20 protein-coding genes are annotated in these 17,370 nt (G+C 63.8%); 3 read left to right on the top strand and 17 right to left on the bottom strand.

The genetic code is table 11. The annotated features are described in order from the left end of the window. Nucleotides 1-51: 51 nt before the first annotated feature. The 8 genes from BC358_RS12765 to BC358_RS12730 form a co-directional block, all read right to left on the bottom strand. Nucleotides 52-807: a GNAT family N-acetyltransferase gene (locus BC358_RS12765; protein WP_079366228.1), complete on the bottom strand. Its 756-nt coding sequence runs from the start codon at nt 805-807 to the stop codon at nt 52-54. A gap of 13 nt (nt 808-820) precedes the next feature. Then, nucleotides 821-1,294 (bottom strand): molybdopterin synthase catalytic subunit MoaE, encoded by a 474-nt coding sequence (moaE, locus tag BC358_RS12760; RefSeq protein ID WP_079366099.1) that lies wholly within the window; start codon nt 1,292-1,294, stop codon nt 821-823. Nucleotides 1,295-1,296: 2 nt separating this feature from the next. Beyond that, nucleotides 1,297-1,548 (bottom strand): molybdopterin converting factor subunit 1, encoded by a 252-nt coding sequence (gene moaD, locus BC358_RS12755; RefSeq protein WP_066154539.1) that lies wholly within the window; start codon nt 1,546-1,548, stop codon nt 1,297-1,299. Beyond that, a complete protein-coding gene (glp, locus tag BC358_RS12750) occupies nt 1,545-2,834 on the bottom strand; it encodes a gephyrin-like molybdotransferase Glp (RefSeq protein WP_079366098.1) in 1,290 nt (429 codons plus the stop codon). Before glp ends, moaD begins: the two co-directional genes overlap by 4 nt. Nucleotides 2,835-2,880: 46 nt before the next feature. After that, nucleotides 2,881-3,414 carry a molybdopterin-guanine dinucleotide biosynthesis protein B gene (gene mobB, locus BC358_RS12745; protein WP_079366097.1) on the bottom strand — a complete coding sequence of 178 codons (534 nt, stop codon included), beginning with the start codon at nt 3,412-3,414 and terminating at the stop codon, nt 2,881-2,883. 20 nt (nt 3,415-3,434) lie between these two features. Next, a complete protein-coding gene (gene thrC / locus BC358_RS12740; protein ID WP_079366096.1) occupies nt 3,435-4,865 on the bottom strand; it encodes a threonine synthase in 1,431 nt (476 codons plus the stop codon). Nucleotide 4,866: 1 nt separating this feature from the next. Beyond that, complete coding sequence (locus tag BC358_RS12735) at nt 4,867-6,189, bottom strand: homoserine dehydrogenase (protein ID WP_079366095.1); 1,323 nt, start codon at nt 6,187-6,189, stop codon at nt 4,867-4,869. A 101-nt stretch (nt 6,190-6,290) separates the two neighbouring features. Next, a complete protein-coding gene (locus BC358_RS12730; protein ID WP_066154554.1) occupies nt 6,291-7,523 on the bottom strand; it encodes a pyridoxal phosphate-dependent aminotransferase in 1,233 nt (410 codons plus the stop codon). 138 nt (nt 7,524-7,661) lie between these two features. Here BC358_RS12730 and BC358_RS12725 point away from each other — a divergent pair, with 138 nt between their 5' ends. From BC358_RS12725 to BC358_RS12715, 3 genes are all read left to right on the top strand, one after another. Then, complete coding sequence (locus tag BC358_RS12725; protein ID WP_066154745.1) at nt 7,662-8,042, top strand: Mth938-like domain-containing protein; 381 nt, start codon at nt 7,662-7,664, stop codon at nt 8,040-8,042. 130 nt (nt 8,043-8,172) lie between these two features. Further along, entirely contained in the window at nt 8,173-8,649 is a 477-nt protein-coding gene (locus BC358_RS12720) for a peroxiredoxin (RefSeq protein WP_066154557.1), read from the top strand. Between the two features lie 159 nt (nt 8,650-8,808). After that, nucleotides 8,809-10,548, top strand: a complete 1,740-nt coding sequence (locus tag BC358_RS12715) for a PhoH family protein (RefSeq protein WP_079366094.1) — start codon at nt 8,809-8,811, stop codon at nt 10,546-10,548. 71 nt (nt 10,549-10,619) lie between these two features. On the opposite strand, the gene dnaB is transcribed toward BC358_RS12715, so the two are convergent. From dnaB to BC358_RS12670, 9 genes are all read right to left on the bottom strand, one after another. Next, complete coding sequence (gene dnaB, locus BC358_RS12710; protein ID WP_174545240.1) at nt 10,620-12,062, bottom strand: replicative DNA helicase; 1,443 nt, start codon at nt 12,060-12,062, stop codon at nt 10,620-10,622. A gap of 174 nt (nt 12,063-12,236) precedes the next feature. Beyond that, nucleotides 12,237-12,689 carry a 50S ribosomal protein L9 gene (rplI, locus tag BC358_RS12705; RefSeq protein WP_066154565.1) on the bottom strand — a complete coding sequence of 151 codons (453 nt, stop codon included), beginning with the start codon at nt 12,687-12,689 and terminating at the stop codon, nt 12,237-12,239. A 13-nt stretch (nt 12,690-12,702) separates the two neighbouring features. After that, nucleotides 12,703-12,984: a 30S ribosomal protein S18 gene (gene rpsR / locus BC358_RS12700; protein ID WP_066154570.1), complete on the bottom strand. Its 282-nt coding sequence runs from the start codon at nt 12,982-12,984 to the stop codon at nt 12,703-12,705. Nucleotides 12,985-12,996: 12 nt separating this feature from the next. Continuing rightward, nucleotides 12,997-13,302 (bottom strand): primosomal replication protein N, encoded by a 306-nt coding sequence (priB, locus tag BC358_RS12695; protein WP_066154572.1) that lies wholly within the window; start codon nt 13,300-13,302, stop codon nt 12,997-12,999. 9 nt (nt 13,303-13,311) lie between these two features. Further along, nucleotides 13,312-13,701 carry a 30S ribosomal protein S6 gene (gene rpsF, locus BC358_RS12690; protein WP_066154575.1) on the bottom strand — a complete coding sequence of 130 codons (390 nt, stop codon included), beginning with the start codon at nt 13,699-13,701 and terminating at the stop codon, nt 13,312-13,314. Between the two features lie 152 nt (nt 13,702-13,853). Continuing rightward, a complete protein-coding gene (locus tag BC358_RS12685) occupies nt 13,854-15,965 on the bottom strand; it encodes a sodium:solute symporter family protein (RefSeq protein ID WP_066154577.1) in 2,112 nt (703 codons plus the stop codon). 3 nt (nt 15,966-15,968) lie between these two features. Then, nucleotides 15,969-16,229 (bottom strand): DUF4212 domain-containing protein, encoded by a 261-nt coding sequence (locus tag BC358_RS12680; RefSeq protein ID WP_066154581.1) that lies wholly within the window; start codon nt 16,227-16,229, stop codon nt 15,969-15,971. 152 nt (nt 16,230-16,381) lie between these two features. Continuing rightward, the gene (locus BC358_RS12675; protein ID WP_066154584.1) at nt 16,382-16,957 is read right to left on the bottom strand and encodes a tetratricopeptide repeat protein; all 576 of its coding nucleotides are present in this window, start codon (nt 16,955-16,957) and stop codon (nt 16,382-16,384) included. After that, the gene (locus tag BC358_RS12670) at nt 16,957-17,250 is read right to left on the bottom strand and encodes a hypothetical protein (protein WP_066154750.1); all 294 of its coding nucleotides are present in this window, start codon (nt 17,248-17,250) and stop codon (nt 16,957-16,959) included. Before BC358_RS12670 ends, BC358_RS12675 begins: the two co-directional genes overlap by 1 nt. Nucleotides 17,251-17,370: the final 120 nt, after the last annotated feature.

The raw sequence follows: 17,370 nt of genomic DNA, 5'->3' as shown, positions 1-17,370 counted from the left end.
TGACCCGCATCAAAGCCGCTGCGCCCCGTGCAGCGGGGGCGCGAGGGGGGCTTACCCTGCTCTCCAGTAGGCGTAAGACCAGGCGGTGGCCATGCCGGCGCGGCGGTAGAGCGCCAAGGCGGGCTCGTTGGAAGCGTCCACCTGCAGAAAGGCCCGGGTGATGCCCCGCCGCTGTGCCTCCAGCGCCATCGCGTGGATCATCCGCCCCGCCAGCCCCCGGCCCCTCTGGCGGGCGGCCGTGCGCAGGCCGTGCATGCTCAGCCAGCCCTGGGCATAACAGGCGGCGCCGCAGGCCAGGGTTTCGCCGCCCTGTCGCAGGCTGGCGAACAGCGTGCCCTCGGCGCGGGACAGCGCCTTCGAGCGGCTCGCGCCGTCCACCGGGTCCATGCCCTTGCCCAGAAACATGGCCATCCAGGCCGCATCAGGTCGCGGGTCCAGCGACACCCCGTCGGCGTTCGGCGCCAGCGCCAGCAGGCCGCCCAGCGCACCGGTCTGGGTCAGGGTGGGTTGCTCGCGCCGGAAGCCCTGGGCCCTGAGCTCGGGCCACCAGGGCTCAAACGCAAGCACATCGGGCAGGCGCAACACCGGTCGCAGACCGGCCTTCCGGTAACGCTGGGCGATGGTGCCGATGAGCGCCGGGTCGTGGGGCCCATGGTGCAGAGGCACCGCACTGTGGGCGCGGCCGACCGTGCCGGGGTCCATGGGCAGCAGCCAGCCGTCGATGGCGTCGATCTGCTCGGGCGCCACCGCCGTGAGCGTGGCGCGTTCGATGGATTCGATGTCGGCGGCGGTCGGCGAAGTGGCCATCAACACCACGGCGTCAGGCGTTGTTCGAGGCGATGCCCCACTTGGCCAGCGCCGCATCGTCGCTGACCCGCGCATCCACCCAGCGCGCCCCTTCGGGCGTCTGTTCCTTCTTCCAGAACGGCGCCTGGGTCTTGAGGTAGTCCATCAGGAACTCACAGGCCTGGAAGCTCTCGCCACGGTGGGCCGATGTCACGGCCACCAGCACGATCTGGTCCAGCGGCTGCAGCAGGCCGACGCGGTGGATGACCCGGGCGCCCAGGATGTCGAAGCGCTTGAAGGCCTCGTCGATCATCTGCTCGATGGACTTCTCCGTCATGCCCGGGTAATGCTCCAGCTCCATCGTCGACACCGACTGGCCGTCGTTGCGATCCCGGACGGTGCCCACGAAGGTACAGACCGCCCCTACGCCCTTCTCACCGGCGCGCAGGCGGGCAACCTCCACAGAAAGGTCGAAGTCCTCGGTCTGGATGCTGACGCGGGTGTTCATGCTCACCCTCCGGTGACGGGTGGGAAGAAGGCCACCTCGGATCCGTCGGTCAAGGCGATCGACTCGTCGGCCATGGTCTGGTTGACCGACACGCGCACCGCGCGGCCGCGCGCCAGCGCCTCGGCGTGGGCGCCACCACGTGCGATCAGTTCGTCGCGCAGCGCGGACAGCGTGGTCGCAGCGGTCTCGACAGATTCGCTGCCGGAGCCAATGGCCTCGCGGATGGAGGCGAAATAACGCAGCTGGATCTTCATGCGAGCAGGTCCGAAAGAGAGATGTAGTTCACGAGGTCGCCGCGCGCGATGGTGCTGCCGGCCGGGTTGTCCACCAGGCCGTCGCCCCACACTGTGGAGGTCAGCACGCCCGAGCTCTGGTTGGGGAACAGGTCCAGGCCGCCGTGGGCATTGCGGCGCACGCGCAGGAACTCGCGGCGCTTGTCGGCGCGCGGCAGGTCGAAATCGGCGCGCAGCTGCATGGTCTTGAAGGGAGGCTGGTATTCGGATTCTGCGGCCCCCTGCAACTTGAGCAGGAAGGGCCGCACCAGCAGCAGGAAGGTGACGTAACTCGACACCGGGTTGCCGGGCAGGCCGATGAAGTGGCAGTGCCCTTGAGCGTCTGCACCGGCCCCCGCATCGCGCCGCACCGTGCCATAGGCAAAGGGTTTGCCCGGCTTCATGGCGATCTGCCACAGGTCCAGGCTGCCCAGTTGTTGCACGGCGGGCTTGATGTGGTCTTCTTCGCCCACCGACACCCCGCCGCTGGTGAGAATGAGGTCGTGGTGATCGGCAGCGGTCTTGAGGGCGGCCAGCGTGGCCTCGCGCCTGTCGGGCACGATGCCCAGGTCGCTGACCTCGCACCCCAGGCGCTCCAGCAGCACGCGCAGGAAAAAGCGGTTGCTGTTGTAGATGGCGCCCGGTTTCATCTGTTCGGGCGGCACCTCGCCGGGCATGACCAGTTCATCACCGGTCGAAAACAGCGCCACCCGCGGCTTGGCGGTCACCCGCAGCTGCGCCGCACCGATGCCAGCGGCCAGGCCCAGGCTTGCTGCCGACAGGCGCGTGCCGCGCGGCAGCACCACGGCACCTCGTGTCACGTCTTCGCCGGCGCGGCGGATCCACTGGCCGGGCCTGGGGGTGGCGTCGATGTGCACGGCATGGAAATCGCCGCCGACCTCGCGCGTGTCTTCCTGCATCACGATGGCGTCCGCGCCAGGGGGTACCGGCGCGCCCGTGAAGATCCGGGCACAGGTGCGGGGCTCCAGCGGCTGCGCCGCGTGGCCGGCGGGGATTCTCTGGCTGACCGGCAGCACAACACCTTTTTCGGTGATGTCGGCCACGCACACGGCGTACCCGTCCATGGACGAGTTGTCCTGCGGCGGCACGTGCAGCGCCGACACCAGGTCCTCGGCCAGCACACGCCGGTCGGCCAGCACGGTGGCCAGGGTTTCGGTGGCTGCGAGCGGTGTCGCGCGAGAAAGCAGGTCGGCCAGCGCGGCGTCCAGCGCCATCAGGGGTTTGCGGGCAGGTTGGGAAGCGTTCATGGTCTTGGAGGCACCGCCCCGGCCGATAGGGTCAACGCAGTGGCGATCAAACGTAGGCTTCGGGGTCGTAGTCGAAACGGTCCCCATTGTCGACCAGCCAGGCCGCCACCGCATCGGGGTCGTCCAGATCCAGCCGCGGACGCAGGGTGTCCTCGGGCAAAGCATCGGCCAATGGCAGGGCGATGGCCGCCACGAAGGGGTCGTCCGGGTACCGGACCGGTTGGGCGGTGGCTTCGCGCCAGACCTCGATCTTGAGCAGGTTGCTGTCGCGCCAGCCCTCGACCAGCACCCAGTCCACCCCGGGGTGCAGCGCCGGGATCAGGTCGTGCACCGAGCGCTCCTGGGGCCGTTCGAAGCTGCGCTGCAGCACCAGCCGCTCGGGCGATGCAGCCAGCACCTCGTAGGCGCCTGCCTCGCGGTGGCGCCAGGTGTCCTTGCCGGGCTGGTCGGTTTCCAGCCCGCAGTGCGCGTGCTTCATGACCGACACGCGCAGACCCCGCGCCTTGAGGGCCGGGATCAGGCGTTCGATCAGCGTGGTCTTGCCTGCACCCGACGTTCCTGCGAAACCGACGACCCTCATGGGACCTTCCGGGCGGCCCGTCAGACCGGGCAGTGGTCGGTGATGTAGCGCTTGACCGCGACCGCGTCCGCACCCATCACCTGCACGCGCTTGGGCAGGGCTTCGATGCCGTCGAACTTCGCCGGCCGCTCGGGGTCGCGGCCCAGGGCCTCGCGGATGGTCTCGGCGAACTTGATCGGCAGCGCCGTCTCCAGCACCACCACGTTCTCGCCCGTCTGGCGCAATTCGCGCGCCACCTTCACGCCGTCGGCGGTGTGGGTGTCGATCATCACACCGTATTGCTCGAAGGTGCCCTTGATGGTGACCAGGCGGTTGGCGTGCGTGCTCTTGCCGCTGGCAAAGCCGTAGCGGCTGGCGGCCTGGGCGAACAGCGGGTCGCGGCCCAGGTCGAAGCGGCCATGCAGGCGCAGCTCGTCGTCGAACAGCTGCTTGGTGCGCGCGGCGTCACGCCCCAGCAGGTCAAACACGAAACGCTCGAAGTTGCTGGCCTTGGAAATGTCCATGGACGGGCTGGACGTTTCGTAGGTGTCGGCGCTGCCGCGCACGCGGTAGGTGCCGGTGCGGAAGAACTCGTCAAGCACGTCGTTCTCATTGGTCGCGACGATCAGGCGACCGATCGGCAGGCCCATCTGGCGCGCGACATGGCCGGCGCAGACGTTGCCGAAGTTGCCAGAGGGCACGGCAAAGCTCACCTTTTGTTCGTTGGACCTCGTCGCGTAGAAGTAGCCGGCAAAGTAGTAGACCACCTGGGCCAGCAACCGCGCCCAGTTGATCGAGTTGACCGTGCCGATCTTGTACTTGCGCTTGAAGTCCAGGTCGTTGGACACGGCTTTGACGATGTCCTGGCAGTCGTCGAACACGCCTTCCACCGCGATGTTGTGGATGTTCGGGTCCATCAGGCTGAACATCTGCGCCTGCTGAAAAGCGCTCATGCGGCCGTGCGGGCTGAGCATGAACACGCGCACGCCCTGTTTGCCGCGCATCGCGTACTCGGCCGCGCTGCCGGTGTCGCCCGAGGTCGCGCCCAGGATGTTGAGCTGCTCGCCGCGGCGCGCCAGTTCGTACTCGAACAGGTTGCCCAGCAGCTGCATGGCCATGTCCTTGAAGGCCAGCGTGGGGCCATTGGACAGGGCTTCGAGCTGCAGGCCGTCTTCCAGCGTTGTCAGCGGCACGATCTCCTTGGTACCGAACACCTCGGCCGTGTAGGTCTTCGCGCACAGTGCCTTCAGGTCGGCGGCGGGAATGTCGTCGATGTAGAGCGACAGCACCTCGAAGGCCAGCGCGGCGTAGCCTTGCTCGGCCAGCACGGCGCGCCAGCGGGTCAGTGTGGCTGCGTCGACCTGCGGATAGGCCTCGGGCAGGTAGAGACCACCGTCGGGCGCCAGACCTTCGAGCAGGATTTCGCAGAAGCGCTTGCGGTCCGGGTGGCCGCGGGTCGACAGGTACAGCATCTCAGTTCAGCTCTTCCTTGCGGATGCGGGTGATGGGCGCCAGAACGGACGGCAGGCCTTGCATCTGCGCGATCACGTCGTTCATGGTGCCTTCGCGCGTGTCGTGCGTCAGGATGATCAGGTCGGTCGAGGTCGCGCCCTCGCCGCCCACTTCGTCGGCCTCGCGCTGCAGCACCGCGTCGATGCTCACACCGGCACCAGCCAGCAGGCCGGTCACCTGGGCCAGCACGCCGGCCTGATCGGCCACGCGCAGACGCAGGTAGTAACTGGTCACGACCTCGCTCATGGGCAGCACGACGGCATCACTCATGGCATCGGGCTGGAAGGCCAGGTGCGGCACGCGATTGAGCGGATCGGCGGTGTGCAGGCGGGTGATGTCCACCAGGTCGGCGATCACGGCCGAGGCGGTCGGTTCGCTGCCGGCACCCTTGCCGTAGTACAGAGTGGTACCCACGGCATCGCCGTTCACCACCACCGCGTTCATCGCACCCTCCACGTTGGCAATCAGCCGTTTCGCCGGCACCAGACTGGGGTGCACGCGCAGTTCCACGCCCTTGTCGGTGCGCTTGGTGATACCCAGCAGCTTGATGCGGTAGCCCAGCTGCTCGGCATAACGGATGTCGGCCGCACCCAGCTTGGTGATGCCTTCCACGTAGGCCTTGTCGAACTGGACCGGAATACCGAAGGCGATGGCGCTCATCAGCGTCGCCTTGTGGGCGGCGTCGACCCCTTCGATGTCGAAGGTCGGGTCGGCTTCGGCATAGCCCAGGCGCTGGGCTTCTTTCAGCACCACGTCGAAGTCCAGGCCCTTGTCACGCATCTCGGACAGGATGAAGTTCGTCGTGCCGTTGATGATGCCAGCGATCCACTGGATGCGGTTGGCTGTCAGGCCTTCGCGCAGCGCCTTGATGATGGGGATGCCACCTGCCACGGCCGCCTCGAAGGCCACCATCACGCCCTTGGCCGACGCAGCCGCAAAGATCTCGGTGCCGTGCACGGCCAGCAGCGCCTTGTTGGCGGTGACCACGTGCTTGCCGGCGGCAATCGCTTCGAGCACCAGGGCCTTGGCGATGCCGTAGCCGCCGATCAGCTCGATGACGATGTCGATGTCGGGGTTGGCGATCACGGCGCGGGCGTCGTTCACCACCTTGACGTCCGGACCCACGATGGACTGTGCACGCGCCACGTCCAGGTCCGCCACCATGGTGATCTCAATGCCGCGACCGGCACGGCGCTGAATCTCTTCCTGGTTGCGCTGAAGCACATTGAACGTGCCGCTGCCCACGGTGCCGATGCCCAGCAGGCCTACTTGGATGGGTTTCATGCTTGACTCATTTCCAACAAAAACTCGGGCGCTGTCCGCCCTGTCCGATAGTGACAGCCGGTCACTCGGGCATTGATGACATTGCCCGGCACCATTGATGATCAGTCGTCTGTGCCGTGGCGATGGCGCCACTGTTCCAGGAACTTGGCCAGGCGGTCGATGGCCTCGCGCAAATCGTCTTCGTGCGGCAGGAACACGATGCGGAAATGCTGGTTGTCCGGGTAGTTGAAGCCCGACCCCTGCACCAGCATCACGCGGGTCGCCCGCAGCACTTCCATGAAAAACTGCCGGTCGTCCTCGATCGGATAGACCTTGGGATCGAGCCGGGGAAACATGTACAGCGCCGCCTGCGGCTTGACGCATGTCACGCCCGGGATCGCGGTGATCAGTTCGTAGGCCAGATCGCGCTGGCGACGCAGGCGCCCGCCTTCCTTGACCAGGTCGTTGATGCTCTGATATCCACCGAGAGCCGTCTGGATCGCCCACTGCCCCGGCACGTTGGAGCCGAGCTTGAGGTTAGCCAGCATGTTCAGTCCTTCGATGAAGTCCTTGGCGATCTCCTTCGGACCCGACAACACCATCCAGCCGGCGCGATATCCGCAGGACCTGTAGGCCTTGGACAGCGAATTGAACGTCAGGGTCAGCACATCAGTGGACAGACTCGCCATCGCGGTGTGCTTCACACCTTCGTACAGCACCTTGTCGTACACCTCGTCGGCCAGCAGCACCAGACCGAACTCACGAGCCAGCGCCACGATGCCCTTGAGCAGCTCGTCGCTGTAGAGCACACCGGTGGGGTTGTTCGGGTTGATGACCACGATTCCCTTCGTGCGCGGCGTGATCTTGGCACGCATGTCCGCCAGGTCCGGCTGCCAGCCGTTGCTTTCGTCGCAGCGGTAGTGCACCGGTGTGCCTCCGGAGAGGCTGGTCGCTGCCGTCCACAGGGGGTAGTCGGGCGACGGCACCAGCAGTTCATCGCCGTTGTCCAGCAGCGCATTGGCCGCCATCACAATCAGTTCGCTGGCACCATTCCCAAGGTAGATGTCGTCCAGCGTCACGCCCTGCACACCCTGCTGCTGGGTGTAGTGCATCACCGCCTTGCGCGCGGCGAAGATACCCTTGCTGTCCGAGTAACCCGCCGAGTTCGGCAGATTTCGGATCATATCCTGCTGGATTTCCTCGGGGGCGTCAAAACCGAACGGCGCCAGGTTGCCGATGTTCAGCTTGATGATTTTCTGGCCCTCGTCCTCCATCTGCTTGGCCGCGTCGACGATCGGGCCCCGAACGTCGTAGAGCACATTGGCCAGCTTGGCGGATTTCTGAATCGGTTTCAAAGTCCCTCCGGACAGATGAGGAAAGGTGTGGACGGTTACGGGCAGGCGCACGCTAAGATCGCGACCTCTTCGGGGAAAACCCATAATTTGACCACAGTTCTCCTGCGCACCTCGTCCCCGACAGACGCCACCGACCCGATGAAACTTCATGCAGACAAGCCTGACCAGTTGTCAGTCACCGCCCATGGCGACGGATGGATCGCGGTCAATGGCGAGCGGTACAGCTCCAGCGTGGTGCTGCTGGCTTCGGGAACCGTTCGCCCCTGGGGCGTGGCACGCCTTGATGAACTCACTGCCGAGCATTTTTCGGAACTCATAGGGGGCGATGGCCCTCCTCCTGAATTGGTGCTGCTCGGGTCCGGCACCAGACTTCGTTTTGTGGCTCCCGCCCTGCTGCGGCCGCTCATTGAACAACGCATTGGCGTGGAAACCATGGACACCCCGGCCGCCTGCCGAACCTTCAACATCCTCGCAGGCGAAGGCCGGCGCGTGGTGGCGGCCCTGCTGATCGAAGCCTGACGCCCGAACCCGCGTTCGGGGTAAAATAGCCGATTGTTTTCCCACCGCTGCCAGAGAGCGGCTGTCGCCCAGGGAGGGCGACGGGAAGACCAACGCATCTCCACCAACCTACGTCAGGGGTCCACGCAGCATGGCAGTCGTTGTCAACAAACCCATTCCCGAATTTGAAGCCATGGCCACCGGCGGCATCAAGGTCAGCAACCAGTCGCATGTGGGCCAGACGGTGGTTCTGTATTTTTACCCCAAGGACAACACGCCTGGTTGTACCACCGAGGCCATGCAGTTCCGCGACAAGTACAAGGATTTCGTCAAGGCGGGTGCACAGGTGTTTGGTGTTTCCCGAGACAACATGAAGTCGCACGACGACTTCAAGGCCAAACTGGAACTTCCGTTCGAGCTGATTGCCGACACGGAAGAAAAGATGTGCCACATGTTCGGCGTGGTCAAGAACAAGATCATGTACGGCAAGAAGGTCAAGGGCATTGAGCGCAGCACCTTCCTGATCGGCGCCGATGGCGTACTCAAGCAGGAATGGCGTGGCCTGAAGGTTCCGGGCCATGTGGAAGAAGTGCTGAAGGCTGTCAAGACCCTTAAGAAGGCCGCCTGAACGCGATTCGGGAACGTCATTTCAGTCGTGCATAATGGGTTCATGACCCAGGTCAGACCGATTGAACATACGCCTCTTCGATTGCCTTGCGTCACGCAAAGCCGCCCGGTTTTCCTGGCGGCTTTTTCGTTTTCCGGTCCGCGCTGAACCCTCGCCCACATGCCACTGCCCCCCGCTCCATCCAAACGTGCCGCCTTGCTTGCTCCTGAGGCCTACAACCTGAAAGCCGGCGAGGACAGCTTCGACGAATTCCCAGCCTCTGCGCCTGCCGTGCCTCCACATCAGGAGTCTCGCCAGGCCAAGGCTTCGCCCCCCTCTGCCCCAGCAGACGCAAAAAAGAAGCCGAAAGCCGCGGCGCCCAGCACTCGCACAGCATCTGTGCCCTCCATTGTTGAGAAGGTGGTCGCAGCTACACCGTCGACACTGAGTACAGACAGACAGCCGACGGCGGCAGAAGTCTCGGCCGAACCGGTGCGCCGCCGTGCGGCCAAAACAACGGCGTCCAGCGGCCCGGCCCGGCTGTTTGTGCTAGACACCAACGTTCTGTTGCATGACCCGATGAGCCTGTTCCGGTTTGAGGAACACGACATCTTCCTGCCGATGATCGTGCTCGAAGAGCTCGATGGTCACAAGAAAGGCATGACCGAAGTCGCGCGCAATGGCCGCCAGACCAGCCGCACGCTCGACGCACTCGCAGCCCAGACCGGCGGCGACATGACCAAAGGCCTGAAGCTCTCGGCCACCGGCAATGCCTCCGCTCGTGGCCTGCTCTTCTTCCAGACGGAACCTCTGGACACACAACTGCCGACCAGCCTGCCCCAGGGCAAGGCAGACAACCAGATTCTGGGTGTGGTGCAGGCGCTGCGCGACAAGCACCCGCAGCGCGAAGTCATTCTGGTGTCCAAAGACATCAACATGCGGGTCAAGGCCCGCGCCCTCGGTCTCGCCGCGGACGACTACCAGAACGACAAGACGCTGGACGATGGCGAGCTGCTGTACTCGGGCGCTCTGGCGCTGCCGCAGGACTTTTGGACCCGCCAGAGCAAGACCATCGAAAGCTGGCAGAGTGGTAGCCATACTTTCTACCGAGTGAGCGGGCCGGCGGTCACACAGTTCCACATCAACCAGTTTGTCTATTTTGAAGCGCCGGGCGAGCCCTCCCTCTACGCGCGAGTGACCGAGATCCGCGACAAGACAGCCGTTCTCAAGACCCTCAAGGACTACACGCACCTCAAGAATGCGGTCTGGGGCGTCACCAGCCGAAACCGCGAGCAGAACTTCGCACTCAACCTGCTGATGGACCCGGAGATCGACTTCGTCACCCTGGCCGGCACCGCCGGGACCGGCAAAACGCTGATGGCCCTAGCCAGCGGCCTCACCCAGGTACTGGACGATCGCCGCTACACTGAGATCATCATGACCCGTGCCACCGTCAGCGTGGGTGAGGACATCGGTTTTCTGCCTGGGACCGAGGAAGAGAAGATGGGCCCCTGGATGGGGGCACTGGACGACAACCTCGAATTTCTGGCCAAGGGCGATGCCGGTGGCGCTGGCGAATGGGGACGAGCCGCCACCAACGAACTGATCCGCAGCCGCATCAAGGTCAAGAGCATGAACTTCATGCGCGGCCGCACCTTCATGAACAAGTACGTCATCATCGACGAGGCGCAGAACCTGACGCCCAAGCAGATGAAGACCCTGATCACCCGCGCCGGCCCGGGCACCAAAATCATCTGCATGGGCAATCTGGCCCAGATCGACACGCCCTACCTGACCGAAGGTTCGTCGGGCCTGACCTACGCGGTGGACCGCTTCAAGGGTTGGCCGCACGGGGGGCACATCACCCTGGCGCGCGGCGAGCGCTCGCGACTGGCCGACTTCGCCTCCGAGGTCTTGTAAGGAGGCCGGCACACACATGAAAAAAGCCCGACAGAGTCAGGCTTTTTTCATGAATGCGTGGGCATTCGCTATCAGTAGTCGTCCCCTCCCATGCCACTTCCCGCCAGCGTCTCGAAGCGGGTGAGCATGTTCAGGAAGGCGAGCTTCACTGTCCCCGTCGGGCCATTGCGCTGCTTGCCAATGATGATCTCGGCCACGCCCGGCTCCTTGCAGGTTTCGCGGTTGTAGTACTCATCACGGTAGATGAACATGATGATGTCCGCATCCTGTTCGATGGCCCCGGATTCGCGCAGGTCGGACATCATGGGACGTTTGTCGGTTCGCTGCTCCACCGAGCGGTTGAGCTGGGACAACGCAATCACCGGACACTGCAGCTCCTTGGCCAGCATCTTCAGGCCCCGCGAGATTTCACCGAGTTCGGTTGCCCGGTTGTCACCGCCCGAGGTGCTGGAGCCGCTCATCAGCTGAAGGTAGTCGACCACTATCAACCCGAGCTTGCCGCATTGGCGTGCCAGACGTCTTGCGTTGGCGCGCAACTCGCTGGGCGTGAGGCCCGGGGTTTCGTCGATGTGCAGCGACACATTGCGCAGCTTCTCGATCGCCTCGGTCAGACGCGGCCACTCGTCGTCGGTCAGCTTTCCTGTGCGCAGATGCCCCTGGTTGATGCGGCCTATGGAACCAACGATACGAACCGCCAGCTGGGATGCGCCCATTTCCATGGAGAACACCGCCACCGGCAGTCCTTCATTGAGCGCCACGTGCTCGGCGATATTGATGGCGAATGCGGTCTTGCCCATGGATGGCCGTGCCGCCAGCACCACCAGATCGCCGGCCTGCAAACCCGAGGTCATGCGGTCCAGGTCGATGAAGCCGGTGGGTACGCCTGTGATGTCGTTGGGGTTGTCGGCCATCTCCTGCACACGGTCCAGCAGGTCCACCACCAGGGTGTCCATGCCCTGGAAGCCCTCCTTCATCCGCGAGCCTTCCTCGCCGATCTTGAAGATCTTCTGCTCCGCCTCGTCCAGGATCTTGGCGACCGGCCGGCCCTGCGGGTTGAACGCGTTGGTGGCAATCTCGTCGCTGGCTGCAACCAGTTTGCGCAGGATGGCGCGCTCGCGAACGATCTCGGCGTAGCGCCGGATGTTGGCCGCGCTGGGCACGTACTGCGCGAGCGAATTGAGGTAAGCCAGACCACCCGCCTCGTCGGCCTTACCCAGGTTCTGCAGGTGCTCGTACACCGTCACCACGTCGGCGGGCTTGCTGGCGTTGACCAGTGCCGCAATGGCCGAAAACGTCAGGCGATGCTCGTAGCGGTAGAAGTCCGAGTCGTTGATCAGGTCGGCCACGCGGTCCCAGGCGCCGTTGTCCAGCAGAAGCCCACCCAGAACACTGGACTCCGCCTCGATGGAGTGCGGGGGCACCCGCAGCTGGGCCAGTTGCTGGTCTGGGGCGAAACTCACTTCGTCCAGTCCAGCGTCAAAAGAAGAAAACGGAGTGGAAAAGACGTCTGCCATGGCGATCCTGTGAATCTTGAAATGGTACGCCCGACCCACCACGCTGTCATGGGACAAGTCTGTGGACAAAGCGTGCAAAGTCTGGGGATGGCGCAGGAAAACCCCGCGCAAGAAAAAAAGGCCGCTGACCCGAAGGCAGCGGCCTTTGCGGGACGGCGGCAGCCGTCCGGAAGATCAGGCGGTTTCGCCCAGCACCGTGACGGCCACGTCGACCGTGACGTCGGTGTGGAGGTTCACGCTGACGGTGTACTCGCCCACGGTCTTGAGCGGACCATTGGGCATGCGCACCTGGGACTTCGCCACGGCAAAGCCCTGCTTGTTCAGTTCTTCGGACACGTCGTGGTTGGTGACGGAACCGAACAGGCGGCCGTCCACGCCGGCCTTCTGGCTCAGCTTCAGGTTCACGCCGGCGATCTTCTCACCCAGGGCCTGGGCTTCGGCGAGCTTGGCGGCGGCGGCCTTCTCCAGATCGGCGCGGCGGGCCTCGAACTCGGCCACGGCGGCTTGCGTGGCGCGGCGTGCACGACCGGCGGGGATCAGGAAGTTGCGGGCATAGCCGTCCTTGACCTTGACCACATCGCCCAGGGCGCCGAGGTTGACAACTTTGTCGAGCAGAATGATTTGCATGTGAATCTCCCTATCAGACGCGATGCTGGTCGCTGTACGGCAGCATGGCCAGGAAGCGGGCGCGCTTGATGGCGGTGGTCACCTGGCGCTGGTAGATCGCGCGGGTGCCGGTCAGGCGGGCGGGAATGATCTTGCCGTTTTCAGAGATGAAGTCGCGCAGGACGTCCACGTCCTTGTAGTCGACTTCTTCCACACCGGCGACGGTGAAGCGGCAGAAGCGCTTGCGCTTGAACAGCAGCGATTGGGTGTTGCGCTTGGGGCGCTTGTCTTTGTTGAAACGTTTCGGTGCAGCCATGATGGGCCTTTCCTATGTCTTGCTGAAATCTTGGATATGGAACACAACGCCTTTGCCGTTGCGCGAGTTGGCCATGAAGCCCTGAAACCTGCCTACCATCTCAAGGCTTTGCCTTGAGAGCGTCTCGGCCAACGCACCGAATGCGACAGCCTTGAGTTGCAGCTTCACGCTTCGCGGGACATCCAATTCGGTGACCGTGGACTCATGCTCCAGCACGAGATTGACGGCGGGTATGCCAGCTGGTGTGTAGCGCAGGCTCTGGACCTGCACCACGGTGGCCGACAGTTCAAACCGGTTGATGTCCGTTGGCGACGTCACGCTCCGGAATCAGGCCTCGGCGCGCTGTTCGCGGCCTTCGCGCTGCTCGGGCGCGGCCAGCTTGCGGGCTTCCTCGCGCTCGACCGCCTTCATCATGCTGGAAGGACCAGTTTCGGCCTTCTTCTTCTGCACGGTCAGGTGGCGCAGCACGGCGTCGTTGAACTTGAACGCATGTTCCAGCTCGCTCATCACGGCCTGGTCAGCCTCGATGTTGACGCACAGGTAGTGGGCCTTGGACAGCTTGTTGATCTGGTAGGCCAGTTGGCGGCGACCCCAGTCTTCAACGCGATGGATCTTGCCACCACCGGTGGTGATCATGCCCTTGTAGCGCTCCAGCATGGCCGGAACTTGTTCGCTTTGATCCGGGTGGATCAGCAAAACGATTTCGTAATGACGCATGGACTCTCCTTGTGGATGAAAAACAGCCGCCCCCGGCGTCAACACGGGGTGCGGCAAGGCGAAGCCCATGATTCTAACAAAAAAGGCGGGCCGCAAGTGCGACCCGCCCTGGCCCCCTCGCGCCGGGCATGCCGGCGGGAGGGTGAGAACGATCAGCCGAGCTTCAGATTCGGATAGCGAACGTGCTCCACCAGCTCCTGAATCTTTCGACTCGGCGCCGGCGTGATCAGGCTGACCACAATGATCACCAGGAAACCTACCGGCACCCCGAAGACGCCAGCCGAGATCGGCTGGATGCCATACCAGAGCTCAACCGGCGAGGTCACACCGAAGATCCCGCGAAGCCAAGGCTGGGTGGTCATCATGTAGTAGAAAGTGATACCGAGACCCGCCACCATACCCAGCGAGGCCGCAATGCCCGTGGCGCGCTTCCAGAAGATGCCGAGGACCAGGGCCGGGAAGAACGCCGCGGCAGCGAACGAAAAGGCCGCAGACACCAGGAACAGGATGTCCGCCGGTTTCTGCGCCGCGACGTAGGCTGCCGCCAGCGCGACGATCAGCAGCAGCATCTTCGAGATGGTCACCCGACGGGCCGTCGAAGCGTTCGGGTCGATCATCTTGTAGTACAGGTCGTGCGACAGCGCGTTGGCGATCGTCAGCAGCAGGCCATCAGCCGTCGACAGCGCAGCGGCCAGACCACCCGCCGCCACCAGGCCCGAGATCACGTATGGCAGGCCACCGATTTCGGGGGTTGCCAGCACCACGATGTCGCCGCCGATGTTCATCTCGTTGAGCTGCAGGATGTTGTCCTTATTGACGTCAGCAACAGACAACAAGGATGGATCCACCTTGTTCCACGCGGCCACCCACTGCGGCAACTGGTCGAATGGCGTTCCCACCAACACATGGAACACCTCGTATTTGACCAGCACCGCGAGCGCCGGCGCCGTGAAGTACAGCAGGAAGATGAAGAACAGCGACCAGGTCACCGACTGGCGGGCCTCCTTCACGCTGGGGACCGTGTAGTACCGCATGAGGATGTGGGGCAAGGCGGCCGTACCGATCATCAGGCAGAAGATCAGAGCCAGGAAGTTGCGTCGGGACTCGTCGTACGCCTTCTGGGCTTTCTCGTCGCCGTTCGGATCGCCCGAGAACTGTGCGGCGTGGGCAGGCATACCGTTGAGCGGTTTGGCCTTGTTTTCAGCGGCCGTCTTCGCGGCGGTCCAGGCCTTCTTGGCAGCCGCTTCGTCCTTGGGCACCCCAGCCAGGGCCTTCTCGGCCGCACCAATGTCGGCGGCGGGGGCATTGGCAGCACGCAGCTCGGCCAGCTTGGCCTCGGCAGCGGCCTTGTCCGCGGCCAGCGCGTTGGCGGGATCCTTGAGCTTGGCATCCAGATCGGCGGCGCGCTTCTTGTAGATCTCGCGCACCTCGAGTTCCTTGGCATCGTTGATCAGCAGCTTTTCCTTGGCCGTGACCTTCTCCAGCTGGAAGCCATAGATCGCCTGCGGCACGGGCACGCTGGTCTGTTTCACCGACAGCCAGACGACAGGGATCATGTACGCAATGATCAGGATGATGTACTGGGCCACCTGGGTCCAGGTCACCGCACGCATGCCACCCAGGAACGAGCACACCAGAATGCCGCCGAGACCCAGGAAGACCCCGAGTTCGAAGGCCACACCCGTGAGGCGCGAGGTGATGATGCCCACGCCGTAGATCTGTGCCACCACGTAGGTGAAGGAGCAGAGGATGGCGGCGAAGATGCCCAGGAAACGCGGCAGGTTGCCGCCGTAGCGTTCACCCAGGAAGTCTGGAATGGTGAACTGCCCGAACTTGCGCAGATACGGCGCCAGAAACAGCGCCACCAGGCAGTAGCCGCCCGTCCAGCCCATGATGAACGCCAATCCGCTGTAGCCCGTGAGGTACAGCGTGCCGGCCATGCCGATGAACGACGCCGCCGACATCCAGTCGGCACCGGTCGCCATGCCGTTGTAGACCGCGGGCACCCGGCGCCCCGCCACGTAGTACTCGGCAGCGTCCGTCGTGCGGCTCATGATGCCGATGCCGGCGTACAGACCGATGGTCGCGAGAAGGAAGATGAAGCCGATCCATTCGCGGGACAGTCCCATCTGCTCAAGGATGGCCAACGTGATCACAAAGACGAAAAAGCCCCCCGTGTACCACTTGTAAACCTTGTTGAGCTGCTGCTTGAAGGCCTTGTTGGAGCCTCCGGCAGCGCCTGCAGTTTCAAACATGCCTGCCATGGTTCACTCCTCGGATTCTTCGACACCGTGCTCGATGTCAAGGCGGTTCATGTACCAAGCGTAGTACCCGATGATCAGGCAGTACACCACCAGCGCACCCTGCGCGCCCATCCAGAAGCTGAACGGCCAACCGAAGAAGTTGAAGTTCAGGTCACGGGCGAAGTAGCTCACAACGAAGGTCACCACGAACCAGATTGCTAGCAATATGGCGGTGATGTTCAGGTTTTTCCGCCAGTATCGGCGGTGGTTCTCAGTCAATTCCATGGCATCGACCTCTTTTCAAGAACACCCTTTCGGGCAGATCACGGGCGCCACCCGTCTCCTTCCGGTGGCCTGCAACCGACCCGTGCGTGAGCAAACTCGCGTCACTGCACCTGCGCCAGGAAAATGACTGCCGGCATGTCGCCGGCAGGCACTCAGGTCGGGGCAACGCCCAGGCCCGTCTCGCGTTCGAGCTGTGCCGCCACTTTCGGCTCGAACTTTTTGAGATGGCGAATGATCTTCGCCGCCTCTTCGGGCTCTTGCCGGTCAACATGAACCCTGGCCAGTTGGTACCAGCCGTAGGGACTCATGGGTTGCAATTCGGTGTTCTTGCGCAGAGCCACCACGGCGTCGTCGAAACGGCGCAGGCGGATGAGGCACAGCGCCAGGCCGTACCAGGCGCGATCCAGTTGGGGGTCGATGTCGGTGGCCCGACGAAAGGCCTCTTCGGCCTGCTCCAGCCGTCCCACCTCTTCCCGCAGAAATCCCAGGTTGAACCAGGCCGAAGCCTGACGCGGCTGCACGCTGACCAGCCGTTCGATCGAGTCAATGGCGCCGGACTTGTCCCCCAGTTCGGCCTGCAGATGGGCTCGGGTCGCCAAGGCATAGGCGTTGTCCGGACGCGAAGCCAGATGGCGCTCTATGCGGGTCAGGGCCTGCGTTTTCTGTCCGGCCAGCAACAGCAGACGGACCTGCCATCGCACATACCCGTCTTCGAAGGATCCCTTCATCAGCACAATTGCACCCCGATCTTCACGCAATGGGAGATCTTGGCCACGGTCGCTCCCGCCCATACCAGCCCCAACAACAGAAACGCCACCAGAGGGTGGTGGCGTTCAAGCACGAAACGTGGCGTGATGAAGCGAGCTAGCAGCACAAAGGGCCGCCCGATCTGTTCGAGCACCTGGTAGAACAGGTTGGTCGATTTGCGCTCCCCCGCAAGCAGCCCAAGCACCCATTGCCCGAACAACGCCATGAGGGCAATTTCGGCAATCAGTTTGATCGCGAGAATGAGCGTCAACATGTAAGCATCGTGTAACGGTGAGCCCATTCTGATTTGGCAACTTACCAACTCCTTACAAACCTGCCCTGCAAGAGCACCCCCCGGTCAAACACCGAGAGGGTTTTCCCTGATTCACCCCGG

It is taken from the genome of Hydrogenophaga sp. H7 (assembly GCF_002025745.1).
GTDB lineage: Bacteria > Pseudomonadota > Gammaproteobacteria > Burkholderiales > Burkholderiaceae_C > Hydrogenophaga > Hydrogenophaga pseudoflava.
This window is presented reverse-complemented; position numbering and strand designations above follow the sequence as displayed.